This is a genomic window from Actinomadura kijaniata (assembly GCF_014138665.1).
In the GTDB taxonomy this organism is placed as follows: Bacteria; Actinomycetota; Actinomycetes; order Streptosporangiales; family Streptosporangiaceae; genus Spirillospora; species Spirillospora kijaniata.
This window is the reverse complement of sequence record NZ_JACJIA010000009.1, coordinates 292,889-315,667: the sequence shown is the minus strand read 5'-3', so window position 1 is coordinate 315,667 and position 22,779 is coordinate 292,889. Positions and strand designations below refer to the sequence as shown.

The window sequence follows — 22,779 nt, the reverse complement described above, 5'->3', positions numbered from 1 at the left end:
TTAAGGAGCCCGCTTTGGCGACTCATCGGATCAGTGTCGTGGTCAGCGCCCGCCGCACCGGCGCGGACCTCGCCGAGACCCTCCAGTCGTTGGCCGAGCAGACCCACCGTGAGCTCGAAGTGCTGGTGGTGGACGGCGGCACCGGAGCCGTCGCCGGGGTGGAGCTGCCCGACGAGCGGTTCCGGCTGATCCGGCAGGGCGCGCCGAGCCGGGGCATGGCGCGGGCGATCGGCGTCGGCCAGGCGACCGGGGAGTACCTGGCGTTCGCCGACGACGGCGACGTGCTGCCCGCCGACGCGCTGCGCCGCCTGCACGCCTCGCTGGCCGCCAGCGGCTGCGACTTCGCCGCCGGTTCGGTCGCGGTGCGCCGCGAGGGCGGCTCGGTGCGCCCGGCCGCGCTGCGCGCGGCGTTCGCCGACACCGTCTCCGGGACGCACATCCGGCGGCGCCCGAACCTGCTGGCCGACCGGACCGTGTCGGGCAAGCTGTTCCGGAAGGCGTTCTGGGAGCGGCACCGGCTGGCGTTCCCGGACGTGGACCGGGACGAGGATCTGGCCGTCGTGGTGCCCGCGCACCACCTGGCCGACGGGGTGGACGTCCTCGCCGACGTGGTGGTGCGCCGCCGCGGCGAGCTCACCCCGCAGCCGTGCGCCGAGCCGCAGGCCGCCGCGCACTCGTTCGCCGCCGTCAAGGCCGTGCTGGAGCGGATGGACGGCGCGTGGCGGCCCCGGGACCGCCGCCGGTTCCTGACCGCCGTGCTGAACGAGGAGCTGCGCGCGTTCCTGGACGGCCTGCCCGACGCCGCCGACCCCGAACGCGACCAGATCATCGAGCTGGTCGCCGCGCACGCCGACTGGCTGGAGCCGCAGGCCCTGGCCTACGTGCCGGCGGTGACCCGGCTGAAGTGGCACCTGGCCGCCCAGCGCCGCCGCACCGAGCTGGTCAAGGTCGTCCGCTACGCGCGCGGCAAGCCCTCCCCGGCGATCGTCCGGGAGGGCCTGCACCGCTACGTCGTCCATCCGTACTGGAAGGACGACAAGATGGACCTGCCGCCGGAGCTGTACCGGGCGCGCACCGAGGTGCGGCTGCGCAGCCGCGTCCACGAGGTGGCCTGGCGCGACGGCAGGCTGGTGGTGTCCGGCGAGGCGTACATCAACTCGGTGTCCAGCAGCCGCCGCTGGACCGCGATCAAGAGCGTGACGCTGCGGCAGGGCCGCCGCCGCATCCCGCTGCTGGCCCGCAAGACGCCCAAGCCGGGCAAGAAGGCGGGCCCGTGGACCGGGTTCGAGTTCACGATCGACCCGAAGAAGCTGCGGCGGCGCGGCCGGTGGGTGGACGGCCACTGGGACGTGGAGGCGACCGTCTTCAACGCGGGCGTGCTGCGCTCGGCCCCGCTGCGCGGCGGGACCGGCGGGTCCGGGGCGCGTCCCCCGTACCAGTACGTGGCCGACGACGTGCGGATCGTGCCGCGGATCGTGGACGGCGCGCTGCGGATCTCGGTGGAGACCGTCACCGCCCGCGCGACCGCGCTGCGCTGGGCCGGGGACGAGCTGGAGGTCGAGGGCACCGCCGCCGCGCCGCCCCGCGAGATGACGCTGACGCTCGGCGACGACGTGGCGCACGTGCCGGTCACCGTCTCCGGGAACACCTTCCGGGCGCGCGTCCCGCTGCCCGAGGGCGACGGCAACGCCGACCCCAAGGCCATCGACGACACCCGCGACTGGGCGGTGCTGCTGGACGGCGAGCCGCTGGTGCTCGCCGAGGACGCCGCCGACGTCCGCAGGCTGATCGGCGTGCAGGAGGCGTTCGCCGGGCGCGGCGCGTCCGGGTACCTGCGCCTCGAACTGCGCACCTCCCGGTTCCAGGTGGACAACGCCGTGCTCGCCGCCGACGGCACCCTGACCGTCACCGGCGCCCACCCGGTCCACGCCGACGGCGAGCTGGTGCTGCGCAGCCGGGGCCGCAGCAAGGACTACTCCTTCCCGATGACCGCCGACGGCGACCGGCTGCGCGCGTCGGTGCCGGTCGCGGCCGTGCCGAGCGTGGCGGGCGTGCTGCCGCTGCGGCAGGGCCGCTGGGACGTGCTGTTCCAGCCCCGGGGCGGGCGCCCGCTGGCCGTGCGGGCCGCCGGGGCGATCGAGCCGCACGCGGTCGAGGTGCGGCGGCGCGGCTACGAGCTGGAGATGCGCGGCAACGGCCTGGTGATCGCGGTGACCAGCGACCTCGCCCCCGAGGAGCGCGGCAACGGCGCGTCCGCGCTGCGCGCCGAGGCGCGCGCCAAGGTCGCCCGGACCGGGCTGCGCGACGCGGTGGTGTTCTCCTGCTTCAACGGCCGCCAGTACTCCGACAGCACCCGCGCGATCCACGAGGAGCTGGTGCGCCGGGGCGTGGAGCTGGAGCAGCTGTGGGTCGTCAACGACGGCCAGGTCGAGCTGCCCGACACCGTCCGGCCGATCCGGCTGAACGGGCGCGAGTGGCACGAGGCGATGGCGTCGGCGCGGTACATCGTCGCCAACCACCGCCTCGGCGACTGGTTCCAGCGGCACCCCGACCAGACCGTGCTGCAGACCTGGCACGGCACCCCGCTGAAGAAGATCGGCAAGGACATCAAGGAGGTCCACTTCGCCTACGCGCCGGGCATGAAGCACGCCCTGCGCGCCCAGGCGAGCAAGGGCAAGGCCGCCGAGGCGCCGGTGGCGGCGACGCTGCCGGAGTGGACCCACCTGCTGTCGCCCAACCCGTTCAGCACCGAGATCTTCCGGCGCGCGTTCTCGTTCAAGGGAGAGCTGATCGAGGCCGGGTACCCGCGCAACGACGTGCTGTACCACCCCGACGCCGACGCGATCGCCGCCGGGGTGCGGGCCAGGCTGGGCATCCCCGCCGGCAAGCGGATCGTGCTGTACGCGCCGACCTGGCGGGACGACCAGTACTACAGCCGGGGCCGCTACCGGCACGACATGCGGCTGGACCTGGACCGGGCGCGGGCCGAGCTGGGCGACGACCACGTGCTGCTGGTGCGGCTGCACAGCAACGTCGTGGACGGCGTCCCCGAGGACGGGTCGGGGTTCGTGCGGGACGTGTCGCTGTACCCCGACATCGCCGAGCTGTACCTGGTCGCCGACGTGATGATCACGGACTACTCGTCGGTGATGTTCGACTACGCCAACACCCGGCGGCCGATGCTGTTCTTCACCTACGACCTGGCCGACTACCGGGACCGGCTGCGCGGCTTCTACTTCGACTTCGAGGCCGAGGCCCCCGGGCCGCTGGTCGAGTCGTCGGACGCCCTGATCGGGGCGATCCGCGACGCCGACGTCACGGCCCGGGACTACAAGGAGAGGTACGACGCGTTCGTGGAGCGGTTCTGCCCGCTCGACGACGGCAAGGCCGCCTCCCGCGTCGTCGACCGGGTGTTCAGGCTGTAGCCGCCGCCGGGCCCGCCGGGGCCGCGTCCGTCGCCTCTGCCGCCAGGAGGTCCGTCCACCGGCGGCAGACCTCGTTCAGGGCGTAGGCGTTGCGGACCTGCGACTGGGCGAGGCGGCGCTCGGTGTCCCAGCGTCCCTCGGCGACCGTCGCGGCGATCGCGTCGGCCATCGCGTCGGTGCCGTCGTGGATCCAGCGCGTGTCGTAGATCGTGTCGGCTCCCGGCCACGGCAGCAGGGCCGGGACCGCGCCGGACGCCATGCCCTCGGCGGGCGCCAGGTGGAAGCTCTCGTCGTCGCTGGTGGACAGCACGAACCCGACGCGCCGCAGCCACGCCGCCACGTCCCGGCCGTAGTCGTCGAACACGACCGCGCCCGCCAGCAGCGGGGAGCGGCGGATGCGGCGGAACGCCTCCTCGTAGTGCTCGCGCTCCTCCTTCTTCTGCCAGATCCACCAGTACTCCCAGGGGAGCTTGGTCTTCACGAACAGCGTGAAGCGCGGATCGTCGCGGCGCAGGCGCTCCAGCACGTCCAGGGCCAGGTCCAGGCGCTTGCGGGACGGCGCGACGCCGATGAAGCCGAGGTGGTGCTCGGCGCCGGGCAGCTTGGGGCGGTCGAGGTCGGCGTCGTCCACCCAGTTGGGGACGACGGTGACCTTGTCGTGCGGCCAGCCCGTCAGCTGGCGGGTCAGGTCGGCGTAGTGGGGGCTGACGCAGATCACCTGGTCGACGGCGTCGATGTTCAGCCGCTTGGGCCAGTCGGCGTACAGCTCGAAGCGGTGCAGCCGGACCACCAGGCGCTGGCCGGGGCGCTTGCGCTCGGCGTACCAGAGGGCGTTGGGCCCGCACCACTCGCAGATGATCACGTCGGCCCAGTCGATGAGCTCCTGGCCGCGCTCGGGGTCGTGGGCGCGCAGCGCCGACCAGTGGTCGACGCGGACCTCCATGTCGGGCCGGGAGTCGAAGTACTCCAGCAGCCGCGTGAAGAACTTCAGGTCGTGCGAGGCGACGCCGACGCGCAGCTTGCGGCCCCCGGCGCGCAGCACCCGCCGGTCGGGTTCGGGGAACGCCGCCGCCAGGGAGCGGGTCAGGCGTTCGGCGGCGGCGTCCAGGGTGTAGTCGGCGGCGGCGTCGCGGCAGCGCCGGGCGGCCAGCGCGTAGGCGTCGGGGCTCTTGCCGACCAGCGTCAACGCGTCCACCACGTCGTCCTCCGTCGCGGCGAACAGCGGGTAGTCCGCGCCGAGGAGGCGTTCGTGCATGGGGGTGCGGTTGAGCACGACGGGCACGTTCAGCGCCCCGCACTCCAGGATCTTGGTGGACAGCTCCAGGCTGGCGTCCATGCTCGGGTGCCGCCAGGACACGCCGACGTCCCCGGCGGCGGTCAGCCGCATCGCCTCGGCGCGCGGGTGGCCGCCGTGCCAGACCACGCCGGGGCTGCCCTCCAGCGCCGCGCGCATCCGGGGCGCGTAGCCGGGGTCCTCGGGGTCATCGTGGACCTTGTCGCCGACCATGTGGAGCTCGGCGTCCACGCCGCGCCGGCCGAGCAGCGCCGGGAGCCGGGTCATCTCCAGGGTGTTCCAGCGCGGGGCGAACTTGCCGGTGTAGACCATGCGCAGGGTGCGGTCCTCCGGGGCCCCCTCGGAGCGGGGCTCCAGGCCGTCGGGGAGCACGACGACCGGCGGGAACAGCACGCTCTTGCCCGCGGCGGCGGGCACCGCGCTCTCCAGGAAGCCCCGCAGCTCCTCGGTCTGGCACAGCAGCAGCCGGGAGGCGTCGGCGACCCGGTTGAGCTCGCCCCGCACCTGCCCGGTGAAGCCCTCCGCCGACTGCGGGACGTCGGTCAGGTACGTCCAGAGCCGTCCGGCCAGGTCGGTGTGGGCGAGCCGCCCGGCCAGGCGGCGGCCCCGCACCACGACCAGGTCGTGCGGGCCGGCGGCGTCGATCCGGGCGAGGACGGTGGCGGCGGTGCGGGGGTGCATGCCCTGGTCGGTCGCGACCAGCCCCTCGGCGTGCGGGCTGCGGACGGTCACGTTCGGCAGGGCGCGCAGCGGGTCGACCAGGCGTCCCGTCCGGACCGGGGCCTTCAGGACCAGCGTCACCGCGCAGCCCGCGCGGGCGAGGGCCTGCACCATGCCCTGGGCCCAGATCGCCGAACCGTCGATCAGGTTGAGATCGACGTCGCCGTAGACGAGGGCGCGAGGTCGCACAGGAGATCCTTTCGGTGGGACAGGGCGGCGGCGAGATCGGTGGCGTCCCAGTCCAGGGACGCCAGGACGGGGGGCACGGGGTCGCCGACCAGGACGCGGGGAAGGTCGCGCCGGTGGGCGAGGTCGCGCAGGTGGTGCAGGGCGCGTTCGCGGTCGAACATCCCCGGCACTCCCAGGTAGGCCCACGGGCCGCCGGGGTCCCCGGCGCGGGCGTCCACGACGAGGGCGTCCACGTCGGCGCCCGGCAGGACCGTCGCCGCGTCGTGCGGGTACAGCTCGACGACCTTCAGGGCGGGGATGCGGCGGCGCAGCGCGTCGGCGGTGCCGGGGGCCAGGACGCCCGCGACGATCGGCCCCTCGTGGGGCCCGGCGACCAGCAGCCGGTTCTCGGGGCGGTCGACGCGCTCGGCCTCGACGGGGTGCTCCCCGTTGCGGCCGCCCTTGGCGGGCCGGGGCGCGTGCCGCTGCTTCCAGACCCGGTACAGCTCGCGGGGCAGCCGGGGGGCGCGCCGCTTGGGGTTGCGGGCCGCGCCCGCGACCAGCCTGCCGACCTGCACGGTCGTGGAGTTCTCCAGCGCCTCCAGGCGGCGTTCCAGCTCCTGGACGCGCGTCTGGCTCTCCTTGAGCTGGGCGCGCAGCCGCGCGGCCTGGCGGTGGGCCTTCACGGGGTCGTCGGAGCTAGTCACCGAGGAACTCCAGGATGATGTCGGCGATGCGGGGCCCGGCCGCGCCGTCCCACAGCGGCGGCGTGCGGCGCTCGCCCGCGGTCCCGGCCTCCAGCGCCTTGCGGACGGCGGGGACGACCTCCTCGAACGTGACGAGGCGGTTGGTGCCGTGGGTGATGGTGACGGGCCGTTCGGTGTTGGGGCGGACCGTCAGGCAGGGGACGCCGAGGATCGTCGTCTCCTCCTGGAGCCCGCCGGAGTCGGTGACGACGGCCGCCGCGCCGCGCACCGCGGCGAGGAAGTCCACGTAGCCGAGCGGGTCCAGGACGTGCAGGCGGGGGTGGTCGGCGAGCCCGGCGGCCAGCAGCGTCGCGCGGCCGCGCGGGTGCACGGGGATCACGACGTCGGCCAGGTCGGCGACGCCGTGCAGGTGCCCGACCAGCGCCCTGGCGGTGGCGGGGTCGTCGACGTTGGCGGGGCGGTGCAGGGTCGCCAGCACGTAGCGGCCGGGCAGGCCGTGGGCGGCGCGGGCGGCGGCGACGTCGAACCGGTCCAGGTTGGCCAGCAGCGTGTCGATCATCGGGTTGCCGACCAGGTGGATCCGCCCGGTGGGCACGCCCTCGCCGGCCAGGTGGCCGATCGCCTCGGGGCTGGTGACGAAGCACAGGTCCGACAGCTGGTCGGTGAGGCGGCGGTTGACCTCCTCGGGCATCGTCATGTCGAACGACCGCAGCCCGGCCTCCACGTGCGCCACCGGGATGTGGATCTTGGCGGCGGCCAGCGCGGCGGCGACCGTGGAGTTCACGTCGCCGTAGACGACGACCAGCGCGGGGGCGCGGTCGAGGAACTCGCGCTCCAGGCCGACCAGCAGCGCCGCCGTCTGCTCGGCGTGGCCGCCGGAGCCGACGCCGAGGTTGACGTCCGGCTCGGGCAGGCCGAGGTCGCGGAAGAAGACGTCGGACATGCGCTCGTCGTAGTGCTGCCCGGTGTGCACGACGGTCTGGCGCGCGCCGCGCTCGCCCAGCGCCCGGATCACGGGGGCGGCCTTGACGAAGTTCGGCCGGGCCCCCAGGACGTGCAGGACCGGGCCGGAGACCGGCGCGGAGACGGGTGCGGCGGATGGTGATTCCTGCACGATTTCCCTTCTTGCCGAAACATGAACTCCCAGTAATAACAAGTGATGTCAGTGGCCTCGCCGAAATCGTGGAACCCGACGTGACGGCTTCGTTAACAGTTCTGGAAGAGGTGGAAGCAGGGGCGATTCGCCCGATGACGCTCCCTTACAGTCCGAACGTCGCCGGAAAGCGTCCGGCATGAACGGATCACTGTCTCGTGAAGGGAGCCACCGGGTGGATCTGGTGGTCATCGGGCTCGGCTACGTCGGGCTGCCGCTGGTGCGCGAGGCCTGCCGGGCGGGCCTGGCCGTCGGCGGCCTGGACCTGGACGAACGTGTGGTGGCGGGGCTGTCCGCGGGCCGTTCGCACATCGACGACGTCTCGGACGCCGAGGTCGCGGCGATGCGGGAGGCGGGCTTCACGCCCTCGACCGACGAGGCGGTCCTCGACGGGGCCCGCACGGTGGTGATCTGCGTTCCGACGCCGCTGTCGGCCGAGGGCGGGCCGGACCTGACCGCGGTGCGCGGCGCGGCCGCGACGATCGCGCGTCACCTGTCGTCCGGGACGCTGGTGGTGCTGGAGTCCACCACCTACCCCGGCACCACCGACGAGGTCGTCCGGCCGATCCTGGAGGAGTCCGGGCTGGTCGCGGGGCGGGACTTCCACCTGGCGTTCTCGCCGGAGCGGATCGACCCGGGCAACCCGGTGTTCGGCGTGGCGAACACCCCGAAGATCGTCGGCGGCCTGACGGGGAACTGCGCGTCGGCGGCGGCGGCCTTCTACGGCAAGTTCGTGGAGGAGGTGGTGCAGGCCAAGGGCACCCGCGAGGCCGAGATGGCCAAGCTGCTGGAGAACACCTACCGGCACGTCAACATCGCCCTGGTCAACGAGATGGCGGTCTTCTGCCACGAGCTGGGCATCGACCTGTGGGACGCCATCGACTGCGCCGCCACCAAACCCTTCGGCTTCCAGGCCTTCCGCCCCGGACCCGGCGTCGGCGGCCACTGCATCCCCATCGACCCCAACTACCTGTCCTACAAGGTCCGCTCCCTGGGCTACCCCTTCCGCTTCGTGGAACTGGCCCAGGAGATCAACGACCGCATGCCCCGCTACGTCGTCGAACGCGCCCAGCAGCTCCTCAACCGCGAGGGGCGCGCCCTCAAGGGCTCCCGGGTGCTGCTGCTCGGCGTCACCTACAAGGCCGACATCGCCGACCAGCGCGAGTCCCCGGCCCGCCCGGTGGCGCGCCGCCTGGCCAAGCTCGGCGCGGAGCTGACGTTCCACGACCCGCACGTGGACACCTGGCGGGTCGGCGACGCCGAGGTGCCGCGCAGCACCGACCTGACGGCCGCGCTGGAGGCCGCGGACCTGACGATCGTGCTGGCCGACCACCGCGACTACGATCCCGCGACGCTGACCCGGCACGCCCGCCTGCTGTTCGACACGAGGGGCCGCACCCGGGGCCGCGCCGCCGAGACCGTCGAACTCCTGTGATCCTTAACCTCCCGTCCAGCGGCCCGTCATCGGCGCTTTCCCCCCTGCCACAAGAATCGTTCTCGGATGATTCCCGGCTCTTTTCCGGAGTGAATGGAATGCGGGTCTGTGTTTGCACGGTCGTGCACCACCCCGAGGACGCCCGGATTCTGCACCGGCAGATCCGTTCGCTTCTCGACGCCGGTCACGAGGTCACCTATATCGCGCCGTTCCGGGCCTGCAACGTGACGCCGTGGCGCAACATCAGCCCCGTGGACGTTCCCCGCGCCACCGGCCGCCGCCGCCTGCACGCCCTGCGGGCGGCGCACCGCGCGCTGGTCGAGCACTCCGCCTACGCCGACATCGTCCTGCTGCACGACCCCGAGCTGCTGGTGGGGATGCCGCGGGCGGTGCGCCGCCGCACGGTCGTGTGGGACGTCCACGAGGACACCGCCGCCGCCCTCACCGCCAAGGGCTGGCTGCCCGCGCCGCTGGCGCCGCTGCTGCGCCCGGCGGTGCGCCGCCTGGAGCGGCGCGCCGAGCGGCGCCACCACCTGCTGCTGGCCGAGGAGGGCTACCGCGACCGCTTCACGCGGGAGCACCCGGTCGTCCCCAACACCACCTACGTGGCCGACGCCCCGCCCGCGCCGCCGGACGACAACCGCGCGGTGTACGTGGGGCACCTGTCGCGGGCGCGGGGCGCGTTCGACATGATCGAGATGGCGCGGCTGCTGGCGCCCGAGGGCATCATGGTCGAGCTGATCGGCGCGGCCGACCCCGAGGTCCGCCCGGCCCTGCGCGACGCCCAGCGCGAGGGCGTGCTGCGCTGGTACGGCTTCGTCCCCAACGACCGCGCCCTGCGCATCGTCGAGGGCGCGACGGCGGGCCTGTCGCTGCTGCACGACGAGCCGAACTACCGCCACTCGATGCCGACCAAGGTCATCGAGTACATGGCCCACGGCATCCCGGTGATCACCACTCCGCTCGCCCCGGCCCGCGGCATCGTGGAGCCCACGGGCAGCGGCCTGGTGGTCCCGTTCAACGCGCCCGCGGCGGCCACCGAGGCGATGCGCCGCCTCCGCAGGGATCCCGACCTCCGCGACTCGCTGGCGAGCCAGGGCTACAAGACGGCCCGCGAGCGCTTCCACTGGCCGGTCCAGGCCCGCCCGTTCGTCCACCACCTGGAGACCTGGGCCGGCGCCTACACGCCCGGGGAGCAGCCCGCCCTGAGCCCCCGGACCGCCTGACCGTCCGGCGGTCAGGGGGCGGGGTGGCGGGTGACCGCCGTGGCCACCGTGCGGGCCAGGCGGGGGGTCGTCGCCGGGGGCGAGGCGCTCACCACCACGATGCGGCGGCCCACGCGCAGCGCGACGGTGCCCGAGGTCGGGCCGATGTCGTAGGCCTCGTCACCGCCCAGGTCGAAGCGGCGGCGGGCCTGGGCCTGGGTCGCCTGCAACGCGTTGAGCAGGCCCGAGGCGGCCGGTGCGGAGGAGGCCGTCCAGCGGACCGTCACCGTCAGGGAGCGGCGGCCGAGGCCCTCGTTGACGCGCGCCGGGCGGCGGTCGGCGCCGCGCTTCTGCCTCGGCTCGTAGGTGCAGGTCACCGGGTGCGGGAGCGGCACCGGGCCCACCCTCGTCCGGCCCGGACGGGCCACGTGGTCGGCCAGGCCCACCGCCGACAGGTCCGCCTTGGTCAGCAGCGCGCAGGCGTCCGGCCACTCCTGGGGGCGCACCCCAGCCAGCTCGTCGGGGCCGGGGCCGGCCGGGCCGCCGCTCAGCGACACCAGCCGCGCCGAACCCTCGGGGCGGGGCGCGGCCTCGGGCACCGCCGCGAACAGGTAGCCGCCCGCCGCCGACAGCCACGGCCGCACCCCGCGCAGGTCCGGGTCCAGCGTGAACGGCACCGGAACGGTCGTCGTCCGCCCGCCGTGCCCCTCCCGCAGGTCCACCAGGTCCACCGCCGCCGGAAGCAGCCACTCGGCGAGCCTCGGGCGCAGCGCGTACACGCGGTCCCCGGCGTGCGCGAGGGCGGTGTACCCGGGGACCTCCCGGTCCCACTCGGTCCGCCGGTCGGCGATCCGCACCACCACCATCCGCGCCCTCTCCGGGCGCTCGCCGGTCCGCAGCACCACGACCAGCCGCCCGTTGTCGGTGAGCGCCGACGGGCACATCGCGTCGCCGCACACGTCGCCGTCCCAGGTGCCGACCAGCGTCCCGTGCCGGTCGTAGGCGCGCAGCTCGGCGCCGTCGGCGACCAGCGTGACCTCGCCCAGCGCCGTGACCTCGGGGGCCACGTCCGACCGGAGGTCCCGGATCCACCGCACCCGGCCGGAGGCGGGTTCGAGGGCCATCAGGCGGCTGCGGCGCCCGCAGTCCAGCGCCACGGCCGTCAGCTCCTCCACGCCGTCGGAGGGGTGGGCGGCGTCCTCGAACAGGCGGCATCCGGGCTGGAGCCGCAGCTTCCACAGCCGCAGCCCGCTCTCGGCCGACCTGCCGAACACCGCGGTGCGGCGCGCGTCCGCCGTGATCACCACGCCGGACCCGCCGGGCCAGCGCAGCGTCGTGCGCCCCACCGCGGCGGGCCGGTCGCCGGTCCGCCGCCACAGCATCCCGCCCGACAGCGCGTCGAACCCGACCATCTGGTGCTCGCCGCGCCGCCCGTCGCGTTCGAAGTAGCCGACCACCTGGCCGCGGGTCGCGGCCCAGCCCAGCAGCGTCCAGCCGGCCCGGCGGTAGCTCCACCGGTCCCGTCCGGTCCGCGCGTCGCGGACCTCCAGCCCGCGCCCGGTCGCGGTCACCACCTGCCCGAGGACGACCTCGTAGGAGACGCTGTCGTACCCGGCGACGGGCCCGCTGTGCACCCGCGCCGACCGCTGCCACCGCACGGCCAGCGGGCCCGGCGGCGGGCCGATCCGCTCCATCCACGCCACGGGGCGGTCGGTCACCGCGTGCCGGACCTGCCACCACTCGGCGCTGACGACCAGCCGCGAGACCAGCACGGCGCACACGACCGCCGCCACCGCCCCCGCGCCCACCCCGAGCACCAGCCGCTGCCGGCCCCCGACCACGACCGTGCGCCTCCCGTCCGGCCTTTCCGACCTGTTCTCCCAGCGGTACCGCAAGGACTCCACCATGCCCTGTCTCCTGCCTCCCGCGCGACACGAGCGGCGAGAGGCACGCGGACGAACCGGCCTTCGAGGACGATCGGACCGGATTTCGGCGGTGGCGGGGGATCTGCGAGCCGGCCCCTCCGGGAACCTCACTCCAGCCGGGCCGCGGCCTCCCGTGGCTCGGGCGAACGGAGGAAGCGCAGGTCCTCCACGACCAGGGCGGCATCGGTGGCGCCGCCGCGGCGGAGGGCCGGGGCCAGCGCGTCCAGGTCGGGCCAGCGGGACGGGCGGAGGTGGACGCGGTAGCCGTCTCCGGCGGGCTCCAGGGTGAGGGCCTCGCCGATGGCGAGCCTGCTCCCCGGGAGGTGGGCCGCGGTCGCCCCGGCGGCTCGCTCCAGGGCGGTGACCGAGGTGACCCCGATGGCGATGGGAAGGGTCGTGTCCGGGCCGGTGACGTGTTCGTGCAGGTCACGTAGGCGGGCGGCGGCGGTCGTGCGGGCGGGGTGGTCCTTGGGCAGGCGATCGGCCAGGAGCCTCGCGGCGCGGGCGATGTGCCCCGGCGGCGGTACGGACGGACGCTCGCCGAGCAGGGCGATCAGCGCCTCCAGTGCGTCCTCGGCGCCGGAGGCGAGGGTGACCCACTGCCCGGTGGTGAGCGGGGTGAGCCTCGGGTGGCGTTCCGTCCAGTACGCGACCGCCCGGTCCAGGTCGGGGCCCGTGCGCCAGAGGTCGGCGGGGTCGTCGGGCATGAGCAGCTCGACGACCTCGACGGCCTCGTCGGCAGTGGTGAGCGCCTCCAGGGAGAGCGCGGCGACGCGCAGCCCGGTCGGGGTCAGGTCGAGTTCGCGGGCGCGGGCGGCGTCGCCCTCGCGGAGGGCGGCGGCGCGGCCCCGCGCCCAGCCGTCCGGCCAGGAGAGCGTGCGGGCCGAGGTGGACAGCAGGATCAGGCACTGGGCCGGTGACAGGCCGGTGGCCTCGGCGAACGCCCGTACGGTCGCCTCCCGGTCCACGGGCGGCGGGCCGTTCTCGGCGATCAGGTCGAGCGCCCGCCGGAGCCGGTCCGGGTCGCCCCAGCCACGGCAGGTCCGCAGCTCGACGACGCGGTTGCGGGTGAACAGGAGCGGGTCGGGGCCACCGGGGGTGTAGAGGAGCGCCGTGACCGCGTACCCGTGCCCCACCTGCTCGTAGTCGGCGACGGCGGCGGCCGCGATGGGGCCGTGGCCCGAGCGGATCTGCCCGAGCTCGTCCTCCGGGCGCAGCCGGGCGACGTGCCAGGTGCCGTCGGTGCGGAGGAGTTCGGGGACGGCGGCCAGTTCCCGAAGCCGCGCGCGCCCGCCGCCGTCGCCCCACGCGGCGTCCAGGACGGCGGCGCCGAGGCGGCCCAGCGTGTCCTCGACCCCCTTGACGGCGGGGGCGTGGAATGTCGCGATCTCCTTTTCGTACGGCACGTCGACGGCGGCCCGGGTGAAGTGGACGATCCTGTCGTAGGCGGACTCAGGCCCCGGATCGTCCGGCCCGGGGGGCTTCTCGGACCGGACGGCGGGCGCCGCGGAGGCGGGCGCCGGGCGCAGGTGGGGCGGCGGGGCCAGTGCCAGGCGTTCCAGCAGGGCGAACGCGCGCTCGCGGCATTCGGCGGCCGTCCACACCAGGAACGTGACGCCCGTCCAGAGCGACTCGTCGGTGATCTCCGGCAGGAGCGGGCGGAGCCGTCCCGCCAGTTCCTCGCGGACGGCGATCCTCTCCGGGTACCTGCTCTCGGGGTCCAGCGCCCGCATGAGGTCGGCGGCGAGCGCGGCGTCCACGACGTCGATCAGGGCCTGCGCCTGCTTCTCGTCCATGGCGCGCAGCGCCCTGGACCCCTCGGGGTCGCGCGGCCGCATCGCCGACCACCAGCCGGGAGGCGCGACCAGGCGGGTCCCGGACGCGTAGCGGTGGTGCTCGACCGTGCCGATGTTCGCGGCGCCGTCGTGCTCGGGCACCCGGCCCCAGCCGCGGACGTAGCGGCCGATGGTCCGCCCGGCCGGGTCCCGCAGCTCGATGATCCGCCCCCGGCCGCGCCACACGGTGGCCTCGGCGCCGCCGGGGAAGACGACCCGTTCGCCGTCGGCCGGTAGGACGCGGCGGGCGGCGGGGTGCGCGCTGCCGTGCGGGCAGTGCGGGCCGCCGTGGTCCAGTACGGTCACCCGGCCGTTCACGGCGATCAGGCAGCGGTCGTAGAGGTCGCGCACCTCGGTCCGTTCGTGGGACCGGCTGGAGATGACCTCGTACGTGCCGAAGCCGTGGGACGGGCCGACCCCCTCCGGTGTGACGACGGAGGCGCGGAACTGGTGCTCCCAGAGCCGGCCGGACTGGATCAGGAGCAGGTCGGTGCCGCTCTCCTCCAGGTAGTCGACGATGGTGTTGACGTGGCCGGGGACGAAGGCGGGCAGTTCCAGTTCGTCGAGGACGCCGCCGCTCAGGGTGAGGGCGAGGGCGCGGGCCGGGTCGGTCCCGGTCGCGATCGTCCGGACGCTGTCCAGGAGGGGGCCGGGGACTCCGCCGATGGTGAACCGCCCGGCGTCGCACAGGGCGGCGTGCGCGTCCGGAAGCCCCTGGTGGGGGACCCGCTCGGCATGCTCGGCCAGGATGGCGGCGACGGTCCGCGCCGTTCCCGGTGTGGTGGTCAGGGCCCGGACGGTCTCGGGGGCGGTCTGCTTCGGGACGGCGGGCTCGGTGACGTTGAGCTGGTTGGTCACGTTGCCCACGATCGCGTCGCGCAGCAGCGGGGCCCAGTCCGGGTCGGCGGCGACGGCGGCCAGGTCGGTGCCCGCTCCGGAGGCGAGCCGGTCGTACAGCTTGAACGTGTGCAGCAGCCGGGGCCGCGCGAGCGGGACGCCGCGGTCCAGCAGGAGGTCGAGGAGCGGGAGGTCGGCGGCGGTCTCCTCCCAGCGGTTGACCTCGTCCTCGTCCGCGCCGAGCACCGCCTCATGCTCGTCGCAGGTGAGGCCCTCCGCGCGCAGCCGCGCACCGGCGTCGTGCAGGAGGTCGCCGAGACCGGCGACGGGGAGCGCCAGCCCCGCGTACAGCCTCAGGAAGCGGCCGAGCCAGTCCTTCGCCGCCGCCCCCGCCAGCCCGGGAAACGCGGTGAACGGGGCGGTCAGGCCCGCGCCCGCGAGGTTGCCGAGCAGGAGCGACACCGCCGCGCTCTTCGCCCGGGGGGTGTCCTTGGCGGGCAGCGGCAGGACGCCGAGGAGCGCGCGGCCGACGCCCGCGTCCGCCCGCGCCATCGGGCCGAGCAGCGGAAGGACGAACTTCCAGAGGGCTCGCGGCGCCGACTCCATGCAGCCGCTCTCCAGCAGGGCCCGTACGGCGCGTTCGTCCTCGGGCCCGCCGAGCGCGTGCCCGGCGGCCTTCGCCAGCGCCGCCCAGCCGTCGGCCAGGGCCAGCGCGCCGTCCGCGCCGTCCGGGACCTCCTCGCACCACTCGGTGAGCAGGGCGCGGTGCCAGCGGTACGCGCCGGGGGCGGGATGGCGGGCGGCGAGCCGCTTGCCGTGCTTCTTGAGCGTGGCCGTCCCGACGGCGTCCGGTCCCGCGGCGAGGTGCGCCGCGACGAGCGCGGCCTCGTCGACCGGCAGCGCGTGCGCGTCCTCGGCGGCCCGGGCCTTCTCGAAGAACGCGGCGGCGAAGCGGGCGCTGCCCGCGGCGGCCAGGATCCGCGCGCACTCCTCGTGGAACGGCGGCAGCAGCTCGGGCGCGTGCGTCTCCAGGTCGTCGCCGGTACGGGTGAGCGCGGTGCGCGCGAGGCCGGGCTTGCGGGCGGCCAGGCCGCGGGCGGCCCGCAGGTCGGTGTGCGCGGCCAGGATGCGGGCGCGGTGCGCCGGGTACCGGCGCAGGGCGGACACCAGGAAGCCGAGCGGGCCCGCGTGCACGGTGCCGACGCCGGTCTCCGCCACCGGGACCAGGTCGTACAGCGACTTCTCGGCCTTGTCCCCGTCGACGGCCGCGCGCCGGACGAGTGCGATGACCGGCTCGTCCAGGACGGGGTGCTCGTAGCGGACGGCGACGGACGTGTCCTCGTCGGAGCCGGCGGGCGTGCCCGGCAGCACCGCCCCGGCACGCAGCAGCACGTCGCGTGTCGGAGCGGTGGTGCCGGAGGGCGCCACGGTGCCGGGTTCGCCCTGGTGGGCGTCGCGGTAGCGGGAGTACGCCTCGGCCGCCCCCACCACCGGCTCCGTCTCGTCCACGGTGCTGTCCGCGTACAGGGCCATGAGGATGCGGACGCCCTCGGACCAGGCGATGTCGCCGATCTCCCGGCCGCCCGCGGTGAAGTTCAGCGACGCCATGTAGGCAGGGCTCATCGGCCCGCTCCAGTGCAGGTCGATCTCGACGCCGAGCGGCTCGGGCGCGTGCACGGTGAACCGCGCCCTGTCCCCCTTGATCCGCCCGCCCAGCTCGTGCACGCGGCGCTCGAACGCGGCGCCGCTCTCGTAGTGGGCGTCCATGTAACCGAAGATGTCGACCACGGCGAAGGTGCGGTCCATGCTCGCGGGACGCGTCCACACCTCGCGGCGTACCTGCTCGACGACCTGCGTGGGGTTCCGCCCCCGCCAGAGGGGCAGCTCGTCGCCGAGCAGCAGCGGGTGCGGGATCGCGAAGGCGTCCGCGCCCGTCCACGCGCCCCCGCGCAGGGGCGCGCAGCGGTCGAGGTCGGGCGCGCCGCCGACGATCGGGGCGATGACCAGGCCGGTGAGCGTCTCGCGCCACACCGGGTCGTCCCACACGGCCGCGAACACCGCGGCGGGGACGGGCAGCGACCGCACCATCCAGGACTCGACCTGGTCGTGCACCGCCCGCGCGTGCTCGCCGAGCCGGTCGCAGAGGGCGGCGAGCCGTACCGCGACCGGATCCTTCCTGACGTTGGCGGGCACCTTGGCCGATACGCGGCCCGCGGCCGTCCGGCAGGCGAGCACCGGCCGCCGCGTCCCCTCGACGGTGAGCTCGTGCCCCGTCGCGATCCCGATCCATCCCATGGCGCCATTCTTGATCACCCCTGGGACATTCGGCGGGAAACGGATGGCCCGCCCGCGGCGGCCCTCCCCGGCGTTCGCCCGACATGCCGGATCCACCAGGCAGAATGCGGGCAGGAGACGAACGGGACGGGGATGCGCATGGAGATGTTCACGAGCTGGCGGACCTGGGACGAGGCCCGCGCGGGACTGGCGGACGCCGGGCTGGACGAGCGGGTCGTCGCGACGCTGGAGCGCGCCGCGGAGGCGGCGGCGCGCTGGCACGGCGACCAGCGGCGCCCGACCGGCGCGCCCTACCTGGAACACCTGCTGGAGGCGCTGGAGGTGCTGGTGCGGGGGGCCGGGGTCACCGATCCCGACATGCTGGCCGCCGCGCTGCTGCACGACGTCGTCGAGGACACCGACGCGACCGTCGCCGACGTCGAGGCCGTGTTCGGGGAGGGCGTCGCCGAGCTGGTCGACTGGCTCACCAAGCCGCCGGCGGCCGGGGCGGACCGGCAGGCCAAGCGCGCCGCCAAGGCCGCCTACCTGCGGCGGCTCGGCGACGCCCCGGAGCGGGCCGTGCTGGTGAAGCTGGCCGACCGGGTCAGCAACGTGCAGACCCTCGACCGGATGGCGCCGGACTTCCAGCGCCGCTACTACGCCGAGACCGTCACCTACATCCTGCCGCTGGCCGAGCCGCACCCGTGGTTCGCGGGCTGGTACGCCGCCTGGCGGGACCGCTTCGCCGCGCTCCGCTGACCGCCCCGCGCCCGCCGCCCCGGGGCGTCGCGAGATGATCGTCGGCATGGAGCGTGAGTGGGTCGTCGAGGAGAGCGTGGCCGTCGGCGCCGGACCGGCGGAGGTCTACGCGGCGGTGTCGGACCTGCGGCGGATGCCGGAGTGGAGCCCCGAGCTGTTCGCGGTGTGGGTGCGCGGCGAGGTGGCGGAGGGCACCCGGTTCGTCGGGTTCAACCGGCTGGGCTGGCGGGTCTGGTTCACCACCTGCCGGGTGTCGGCGGCGGTGCCGGGCGAGGTGTTCGCGTTCCGGGTGGCGAGCTTCGGCATGCCGGTGGCGCTGTGGGGCTACCGGATCGAGGGCATCGGCGGCGGCCGGACCCGGCTGACCGAGTACTGGGAGGACCTGCGGCGCGACTCGCGGAGCGCGCGGCCGGTGTCGCTGATGGGCCGGGTCTTCACGGGCGTCCCCGCCGACCGCCGCGCCGCGCTGAACCGCCGGGGGATGCGCGCGACGCTGGAACGCATTCGCACCGCCGTGGAAGGCGGGAACCGGCGGCGGGACACCCCGTGACATCAAAACAAGAACCTGTTCTACTTATGGCGTGACGACCACTGCCACCACCCATGTCATCCAGGGCGAGACCGTCGCCCTCCCGGTGCGCGTCCGGGACGCGTCCGTGGCGTCGGCGATGTTCGCCGTGCCCGCCGGCCCCGCCCAGGACGTGATCGGCTACTCCGGGCTGGAGATCGCCCGGCCGCTGCCGGGACGGGCGGTCTGCTCGCTGGCGTTCGTCCGCTACGCCGACGGGGACCTCGGGCCCTACCACGAGTTCGCGGTCGCGTTCCTGGTCCGCCCGCCCGGCCGGGCCCGCGGCCTCGGCGCGTTCATCCACTGGCTGCCGGTGAACCAGGCGTTCACGCTGGAGGCGGGCCGCTCCATCTGGGGCTTCCCCAAGGAGATGGCCGACATCCCGATGGACCTGTCGGGCCGGATCAGGCGGTGCGCGGTCCGCGTCGGCGGCCGGACCGCCCTGGAGGTGGCGATCCGGCCGGGCGTGCGGATGCCCGGCCGGGCCGCCGCGTCCACGTTCGACGCCTTCTCCTGCCTGGACGGCGTCACCCGGCGGGTGCCGTGGACGATGGCCCCGCACGGCGTGCGGGCCCGTCCCGGCGGGGTGTCCCTGCGGCTCGGCGACCACCCGGTCGCGGCGGAGCTGCGCGGGCTGGGGCTCGACCGCGCCCGCGCGCTGAGCGGCACGTGCGTGGAGCACCTGGAGATGGTCTTCGACGCGGCCACGGAGGTGCGGTCATGACGCGGACGGCGCTGGTCACCGGGGCGGGCAGCGGACTGGGGGCGCTGGCCGCGCGGCGGCTCGCGGCGGCGGCCTGGGACGTGGTGGCCGTGGACGTCGACGCCGACGGCCTCGCCGCCACCGCCCGCCGCTCCCCCAACCTGCACACCCGCGTCTGCGACGTCACCGACCCCGACGCCGTCGCGCGCGTCGTCGCCGAGAGCGGCGCGGTCCACCGCGTCGTCCACGCCGCCGCGATCAGCCCGCTCGGCGCGGCGCTGGAGCAGCCGCTGGCCGAGGTCGAACGCGTCCTGCGCGTCGACTTCCTCGGCACCGTCGTCGTGGCGCGCGCGACGCTGCCGGGGATGCTGGCGCGGGGCCGCGGCGAGCTGGTCGTGTTCTCGTCGCTGGGCGCCTGGCTGCCGGGCCACCTGACCAGCGCCTACGCGTCGGCGAAGGCCGCGGTGAACGCGTTCGTGGAGGCGCTGGCGGTCGAGCACCGGGGAAGCGGCGTGACGTTCCGCTGCGTGTGCCCCCGGCAGGTGGACACGCCCATGTACCGCGCCATCGCCGCCCGGCACCCCGCCGCGACCGGCGGCGCGAAGGGGATGCCGCCCGGACGGGTGCTGGACGCGGTCGAGCGTTCGCTGGCCCGGCCCGAGGACGACCTGTACGTGTTCCCCGGCGCGCTGACCCGCGCGACGGTCACCGCCAAGCGCCTCCTGCCCCGCGCGACCCGGCACGCCATCGCCGCGCGCACCGACCCGCACCGGTCCTGAGCGCCGCGTCGCCTCCCGTGTCGGCGGTACCGCATAAGCTGTCTCCTTCCCCCGGGGGACCGTCCCCGGGCGCACCGTCGCGAGGAGCAGCCTGCATGTCGTCCCCGGCCACCGGCCGCAGCGGCACGGTCAAGGACCAGGAGATCGCCGCCGAACAGGAGTACGTCGACGTGGCGTACCGGCGACTGGAGGAGATGCGCGCCGCCGCCCAGGAGATGATCAAGGAGGGGTACCGGCAGGCGCAGGCCGGGACCAAGGGCTCGCTGGTCGACCGGGACGCGATGGTCCACCAGGCGGCGCTGCGCGCGCAGGCGCTGGACATCGCCGACGACGGCCTGGTGTTCGGCCGCCTGGACCTGACGCCGCGCCCGCTGCCCGGCGGCGCCCCGGCCGGCGACGGTGACGGCGCCCAGGCCCCGGGGCGGATCGTCGACGGGCGCGAGGTGCGCTACATCGGCCGGATCGGCGTGCGGACCCGCGACCACGACTCCCTGGTGATCGACTGGCGGGCCCCGGCCGCCGAGGACTTCTACCAGGCCACGCCCGAGGTCCCGCGCGGGGTGATCCGCCGCCGGGTGCTGCACTCGCGCGGCCACACCGTCGTGGACCTGGAGGACGACCTGCTCGACCCCGACGCCGCCGACGGGCTGACCGTGGTCGGCGACGGGGCGTTCCTGGCGTCGCTGGCCCGCACCCGCGAGGGCGCGATGCGCGACATCGTGGCCACCATCCAGCGCGAGCAGGACGAGGTGATCCGCGCGCCCGCCGACGGGACCGTGCTGGTGCGCGGGGCCCCCGGCACCGGCAAGACCGCCGTGGCGCTGCACCGGGTGGCGTACCTGCTGTTCCGGCACCGCCGCCGGTTCGGGTCGCGCGGCGTGCTGGTCGTCGGCCCGAACCGCCGCTTCACCGCCTACATCGAGCGCGTCCTGCCGTCCCTCGGCGAGGGGTCGGCGGCGCTGCGCTCGCTCGGCGACCTGGTGGACGGGGTGCGGGCGACCGGCCACGACACCCCGGAGCTGGCGCGCCTGAAGGGCGCGGCGGACATGGCGCGGGTGCTGCGCCGCGCGGTGGCCGACCAGGCCCCCGGCGCGCCGGGCGAGCTGCGCGTCGTCTACCGGGGTGTGATCGTGGCGCTGGACCGTCCCGCCCTCGACCGGATCCGCGGCGACGTGCACCGCCGCAGCCGGGGCAGCGTGAACGCCGCCCGCGCCCGCGCGGCCGAGGCGCTGCTGGACGCGCTGTGGCGGCGCTTCACCGACCTCGGCGGACCGGACGCCGCCGCCCAGTCCCCCGACGGCAACCTGGAGCTGTGGAGCCAGATCCTCGCCGCCGACGGCCTGGCCGAGATCGACCGGCAGGGGACGTCGGCGGCCGACGCCCCCGGCAAGCGCGGCGACTTCGACAAGCGGGTCCGCGAGCAGCGCGCGTTCACCGACTTCCTGGTGGCGTGGTGGCCGATCCGCCGCCCGCTGGAGGTGCTGGGCTCCCTCGCCGACGCCGGCCGGCTGCGCCGCGCCGCGGGCCGCGAGCTGGACCGCGGCGCGGTGACCGCGCTGGCGCGCTCCTGGGCGGCGCTGCCGGACGCCGTCACCTACCAGGACGTCGCGCTGCTCGACGAGCTCGACGCCCTGCTGGGCCCGCCGCCGCGCCCGTCGCGCCGCCGGGCCCGCGAGGACGACCCGTACGTGGTGGACGGGATCAACATCCTCACCGGCCAGGAGGTCGCGGGCGACGACTGGGAGCCGGAGATGCAGGAGCTCACCACCTCCATCGAGCGCATCGAGCGGTCCCGCCGCGTCGACGACGGCGTGGCCGAGGAGCGCCCCGAGTACGCGCACATCGTCGTGGACGAGGCCCAGGACCTGTCGCCGATGCAGTGGCGGATGCTGGGCCGCCGGGGCCGCCAGGCGTCCTGGACGATCGTGGAGGACCCGGCGCAGAGCGCGTGGGAGGACCTGGACGAGGCCCGCCGGGCGATGGAGGCCGCCCTGGGCGGCGAGCAGCGGGAGCGCAAGTCCCGCGGCCGGCGCCGGCCCGCCCGCAGCGTCCGCCACGAGTACGAGCTGACGACCAACTACCGCAACTCGACCGAGATCGCGGCGGTCGCGACCCGCGTCCTGGCGATGGCCCTGCCGGAGGCCCGCCCGGCCCGGGCCGTCCGGTCCTCCGGGATCATGCCGGTCGTGGACGTGGTCCCGTCCGCCGGCCTGGAGGCCGCCGCCCGCGCCGCCGTGGAGGAGCTGCTGACGCGGGTGGAGGGCACGATCGGGCTGATCGTGCCGCTTCCGGTCGGCGGCGACCGGTGGACCCCCGCCGACCGGGAACGCCTGGCCGCCGGGCTCCCCGAACGCGTCCAGGCCCTGGACGTCCTGGAGGCGAAGGGCCTGGAGTTCGACGCGGCGGTGATCGTCGCCCCGGAGACCATCGCCATCCAGTCCCCCCGCGGCCTGCGGGTGCTGTACGTGGCGGTGTCCCGGGCGACCCAGTACCTCACGGTCCTGACCGCCGAACCGGGCTGGCGGGAGAACCTGACCTCCTGACCGCGCGGGAACGGGCGGGTGGGGCCGGGCCCGCCGGTGGGCTGACCCGCGTGGACCGGTATCCCGGCGGCCTCCCGGTCACCGCCCGCCGCGCCGGCCGGCCGGCCGGGCGCCCTGCCGTTGATGAACCCGACGACGAAGCCGCGCCCGCGTCCGAACAGGTCGCCGATGCGGCCGCCGAGCAGCAGCAGGCCGCCGAAGGCGAGGGTGTGGGCGGTGATGGCCCACTGCCGGTTGCCGTCGGTCATGCCGAGGTCCCGCTGGGCGGACGGCAGGGCGACGTTGACGATCGTCATGTCCAGCACCACGATCAGCTGGGCGAGGGCGATGACCCCCAGGCCCCACCAGCGGCGGGGATCGGGGGGCGGTGGGGCGTCGCCTCCCTTGCCCAGGGAGGCGCCGGGGCGTTCGGGGCCGTTGTCGGGCGGGGCCGTGTCGACCGTGGGTCG

Annotated in this window: 13 protein-coding genes; 8 read left to right on the top strand and 5 right to left on the bottom strand. The window is 75.4% G+C overall.

Features of this window, described 5'->3' with window-relative positions:
- Nucleotides 1–14: 14 nt before the first annotated feature.
- Nucleotides 15–3,425: a bifunctional glycosyltransferase/CDP-glycerol:glycerophosphate glycerophosphotransferase gene (locus HNR61_RS31090; RefSeq protein ID WP_182846703.1), complete on the top strand. Its 3,411-nt coding sequence runs from the start codon at nt 15–17 to the stop codon at nt 3,423–3,425.
- Here the strand turns inward: HNR61_RS31090 and HNR61_RS31085 are convergent.
- From HNR61_RS31085 to wecB, 3 genes are read right to left on the bottom strand one after another with little or no spacing between them, the layout of a single operon-like run.
- Nucleotides 3,415–5,553, bottom strand: a complete 2,139-nt coding sequence (locus tag HNR61_RS31085) for a glycosyltransferase (RefSeq protein ID WP_182846802.1) — start codon at nt 5,551–5,553, stop codon at nt 3,415–3,417. The two genes, HNR61_RS31090 and HNR61_RS31085, sit on opposite strands and share 11 nt — an antisense overlap.
- Before the next feature lie 29 nt (nt 5,554–5,582).
- Nucleotides 5,583–6,314 carry a hypothetical protein gene (locus HNR61_RS31080; RefSeq protein WP_182846702.1) on the bottom strand — a complete coding sequence of 244 codons (732 nt, stop codon included), beginning with the start codon at nt 6,312–6,314 and terminating at the stop codon, nt 5,583–5,585.
- Entirely contained in the window at nt 6,307–7,374 is a 1,068-nt protein-coding gene (wecB, locus tag HNR61_RS31075) for a non-hydrolyzing UDP-N-acetylglucosamine 2-epimerase (RefSeq protein WP_182846801.1), read from the bottom strand. The genes HNR61_RS31080 and wecB overlap by 8 nt, the downstream gene beginning before the upstream one ends.
- Nucleotides 7,375–7,606: 232 nt before the next feature.
- Here wecB and HNR61_RS31070 point away from each other — a divergent pair, with 232 nt between their 5' ends.
- Both HNR61_RS31070 and HNR61_RS31065 read left to right on the top strand, forming a co-directional pair.
- Nucleotides 7,607–8,902, top strand: a complete 1,296-nt coding sequence (locus HNR61_RS31070; RefSeq protein WP_182846701.1) for a nucleotide sugar dehydrogenase — start codon at nt 7,607–7,609, stop codon at nt 8,900–8,902.
- Between the two features lie 98 nt (nt 8,903–9,000).
- Nucleotides 9,001–10,128, top strand: a complete 1,128-nt coding sequence (locus HNR61_RS31065; RefSeq protein WP_182846700.1) for a glycosyltransferase family 4 protein — start codon at nt 9,001–9,003, stop codon at nt 10,126–10,128.
- An 11-nt stretch (nt 10,129–10,139) separates the two neighbouring features.
- On the opposite strand, the gene HNR61_RS31060 is transcribed toward HNR61_RS31065, so the two are convergent.
- Nucleotides 10,140–12,014 (bottom strand): outer membrane protein assembly factor BamB family protein, encoded by a 1,875-nt coding sequence (locus HNR61_RS31060; protein WP_182846699.1) that lies wholly within the window; start codon nt 12,012–12,014, stop codon nt 10,140–10,142.
- A 125-nt stretch (nt 12,015–12,139) separates the two neighbouring features.
- Complete coding sequence (locus HNR61_RS31055; protein WP_182846698.1) at nt 12,140–16,999, bottom strand: DUF4132 domain-containing protein; 4,860 nt, start codon at nt 16,997–16,999, stop codon at nt 12,140–12,142.
- 138 nt (nt 17,000–17,137) lie between these two features.
- Between HNR61_RS31055 and HNR61_RS31050 the strand changes: the two genes are divergently transcribed.
- The 5 genes from HNR61_RS31050 (at nt 17,138) to HNR61_RS31030 (ending at nt 22,330) form a co-directional block, all read left to right on the top strand.
- Entirely contained in the window at nt 17,138–17,737 is a 600-nt protein-coding gene (locus HNR61_RS31050) for an HD domain-containing protein (RefSeq protein WP_182846697.1), read from the top strand.
- Nucleotides 17,738–17,783: 46 nt separating this feature from the next.
- Nucleotides 17,784–18,287, top strand: a complete 504-nt coding sequence (locus HNR61_RS31045; RefSeq protein WP_182846696.1) for an SRPBCC family protein — start codon at nt 17,784–17,786, stop codon at nt 18,285–18,287.
- A gap of 31 nt (nt 18,288–18,318) precedes the next feature.
- Complete coding sequence (locus HNR61_RS31040) at nt 18,319–19,029, top strand: acetoacetate decarboxylase family protein (protein ID WP_312898180.1); 711 nt, start codon at nt 18,319–18,321, stop codon at nt 19,027–19,029.
- The gene (locus HNR61_RS31035) at nt 19,026–19,787 is read left to right on the top strand and encodes an SDR family NAD(P)-dependent oxidoreductase (protein ID WP_182846695.1); all 762 of its coding nucleotides are present in this window, start codon (nt 19,026–19,028) and stop codon (nt 19,785–19,787) included. Before HNR61_RS31040 ends, HNR61_RS31035 begins: the two co-directional genes overlap by 4 nt.
- A gap of 95 nt (nt 19,788–19,882) precedes the next feature.
- Complete coding sequence (locus HNR61_RS31030; RefSeq protein WP_182846694.1) at nt 19,883–22,330, top strand: HelD family protein; 2,448 nt, start codon at nt 19,883–19,885, stop codon at nt 22,328–22,330.
- The last annotated feature ends 449 nt before the right edge of the window (nt 22,331–22,779 follow it).

Excerpts from the sequence above, each read along its gene's own strand:
- HNR61_RS31065 (WP_182846700.1), top strand. The coding sequence starts at position 9,001 with ATGCGGGTCTGTGTTTGCACGGTCGTGCACCACCCCGAGGACGCCCGG.
- HNR61_RS31085 (WP_182846802.1), bottom strand. The coding sequence starts at position 5,553 with ATGGTGCAGGCCCTCGCCCGCGCGGGCTGCGCGGTGACGCTGGTCCTG.
- HNR61_RS31050 (WP_182846697.1), top strand. The coding sequence starts at position 17,138 with ATGGAGATGTTCACGAGCTGGCGGACCTGGGACGAGGCCCGCGCGGGA.
- HNR61_RS31045 (WP_182846696.1), top strand. The coding sequence starts at position 17,784 with ATGGAGCGTGAGTGGGTCGTCGAGGAGAGCGTGGCCGTCGGCGCCGGA.
- HNR61_RS31070 (WP_182846701.1), top strand. The coding sequence starts at position 7,607 with ATGAACGGATCACTGTCTCGTGAAGGGAGCCACCGGGTGGATCTGGTG.
- HNR61_RS31055 (WP_182846698.1), bottom strand. The coding sequence starts at position 16,999 with ATGGGATGGATCGGGATCGCGACGGGGCACGAGCTCACCGTCGAGGGG.
- HNR61_RS31060 (WP_182846699.1), bottom strand. The coding sequence starts at position 12,014 with ATGGTGGAGTCCTTGCGGTACCGCTGGGAGAACAGGTCGGAAAGGCCG.
- HNR61_RS31035 (WP_182846695.1), top strand. The coding sequence starts at position 19,026 with ATGACGCGGACGGCGCTGGTCACCGGGGCGGGCAGCGGACTGGGGGCG.
- HNR61_RS31030 (WP_182846694.1), top strand. The coding sequence starts at position 19,883 with ATGTCGTCCCCGGCCACCGGCCGCAGCGGCACGGTCAAGGACCAGGAG.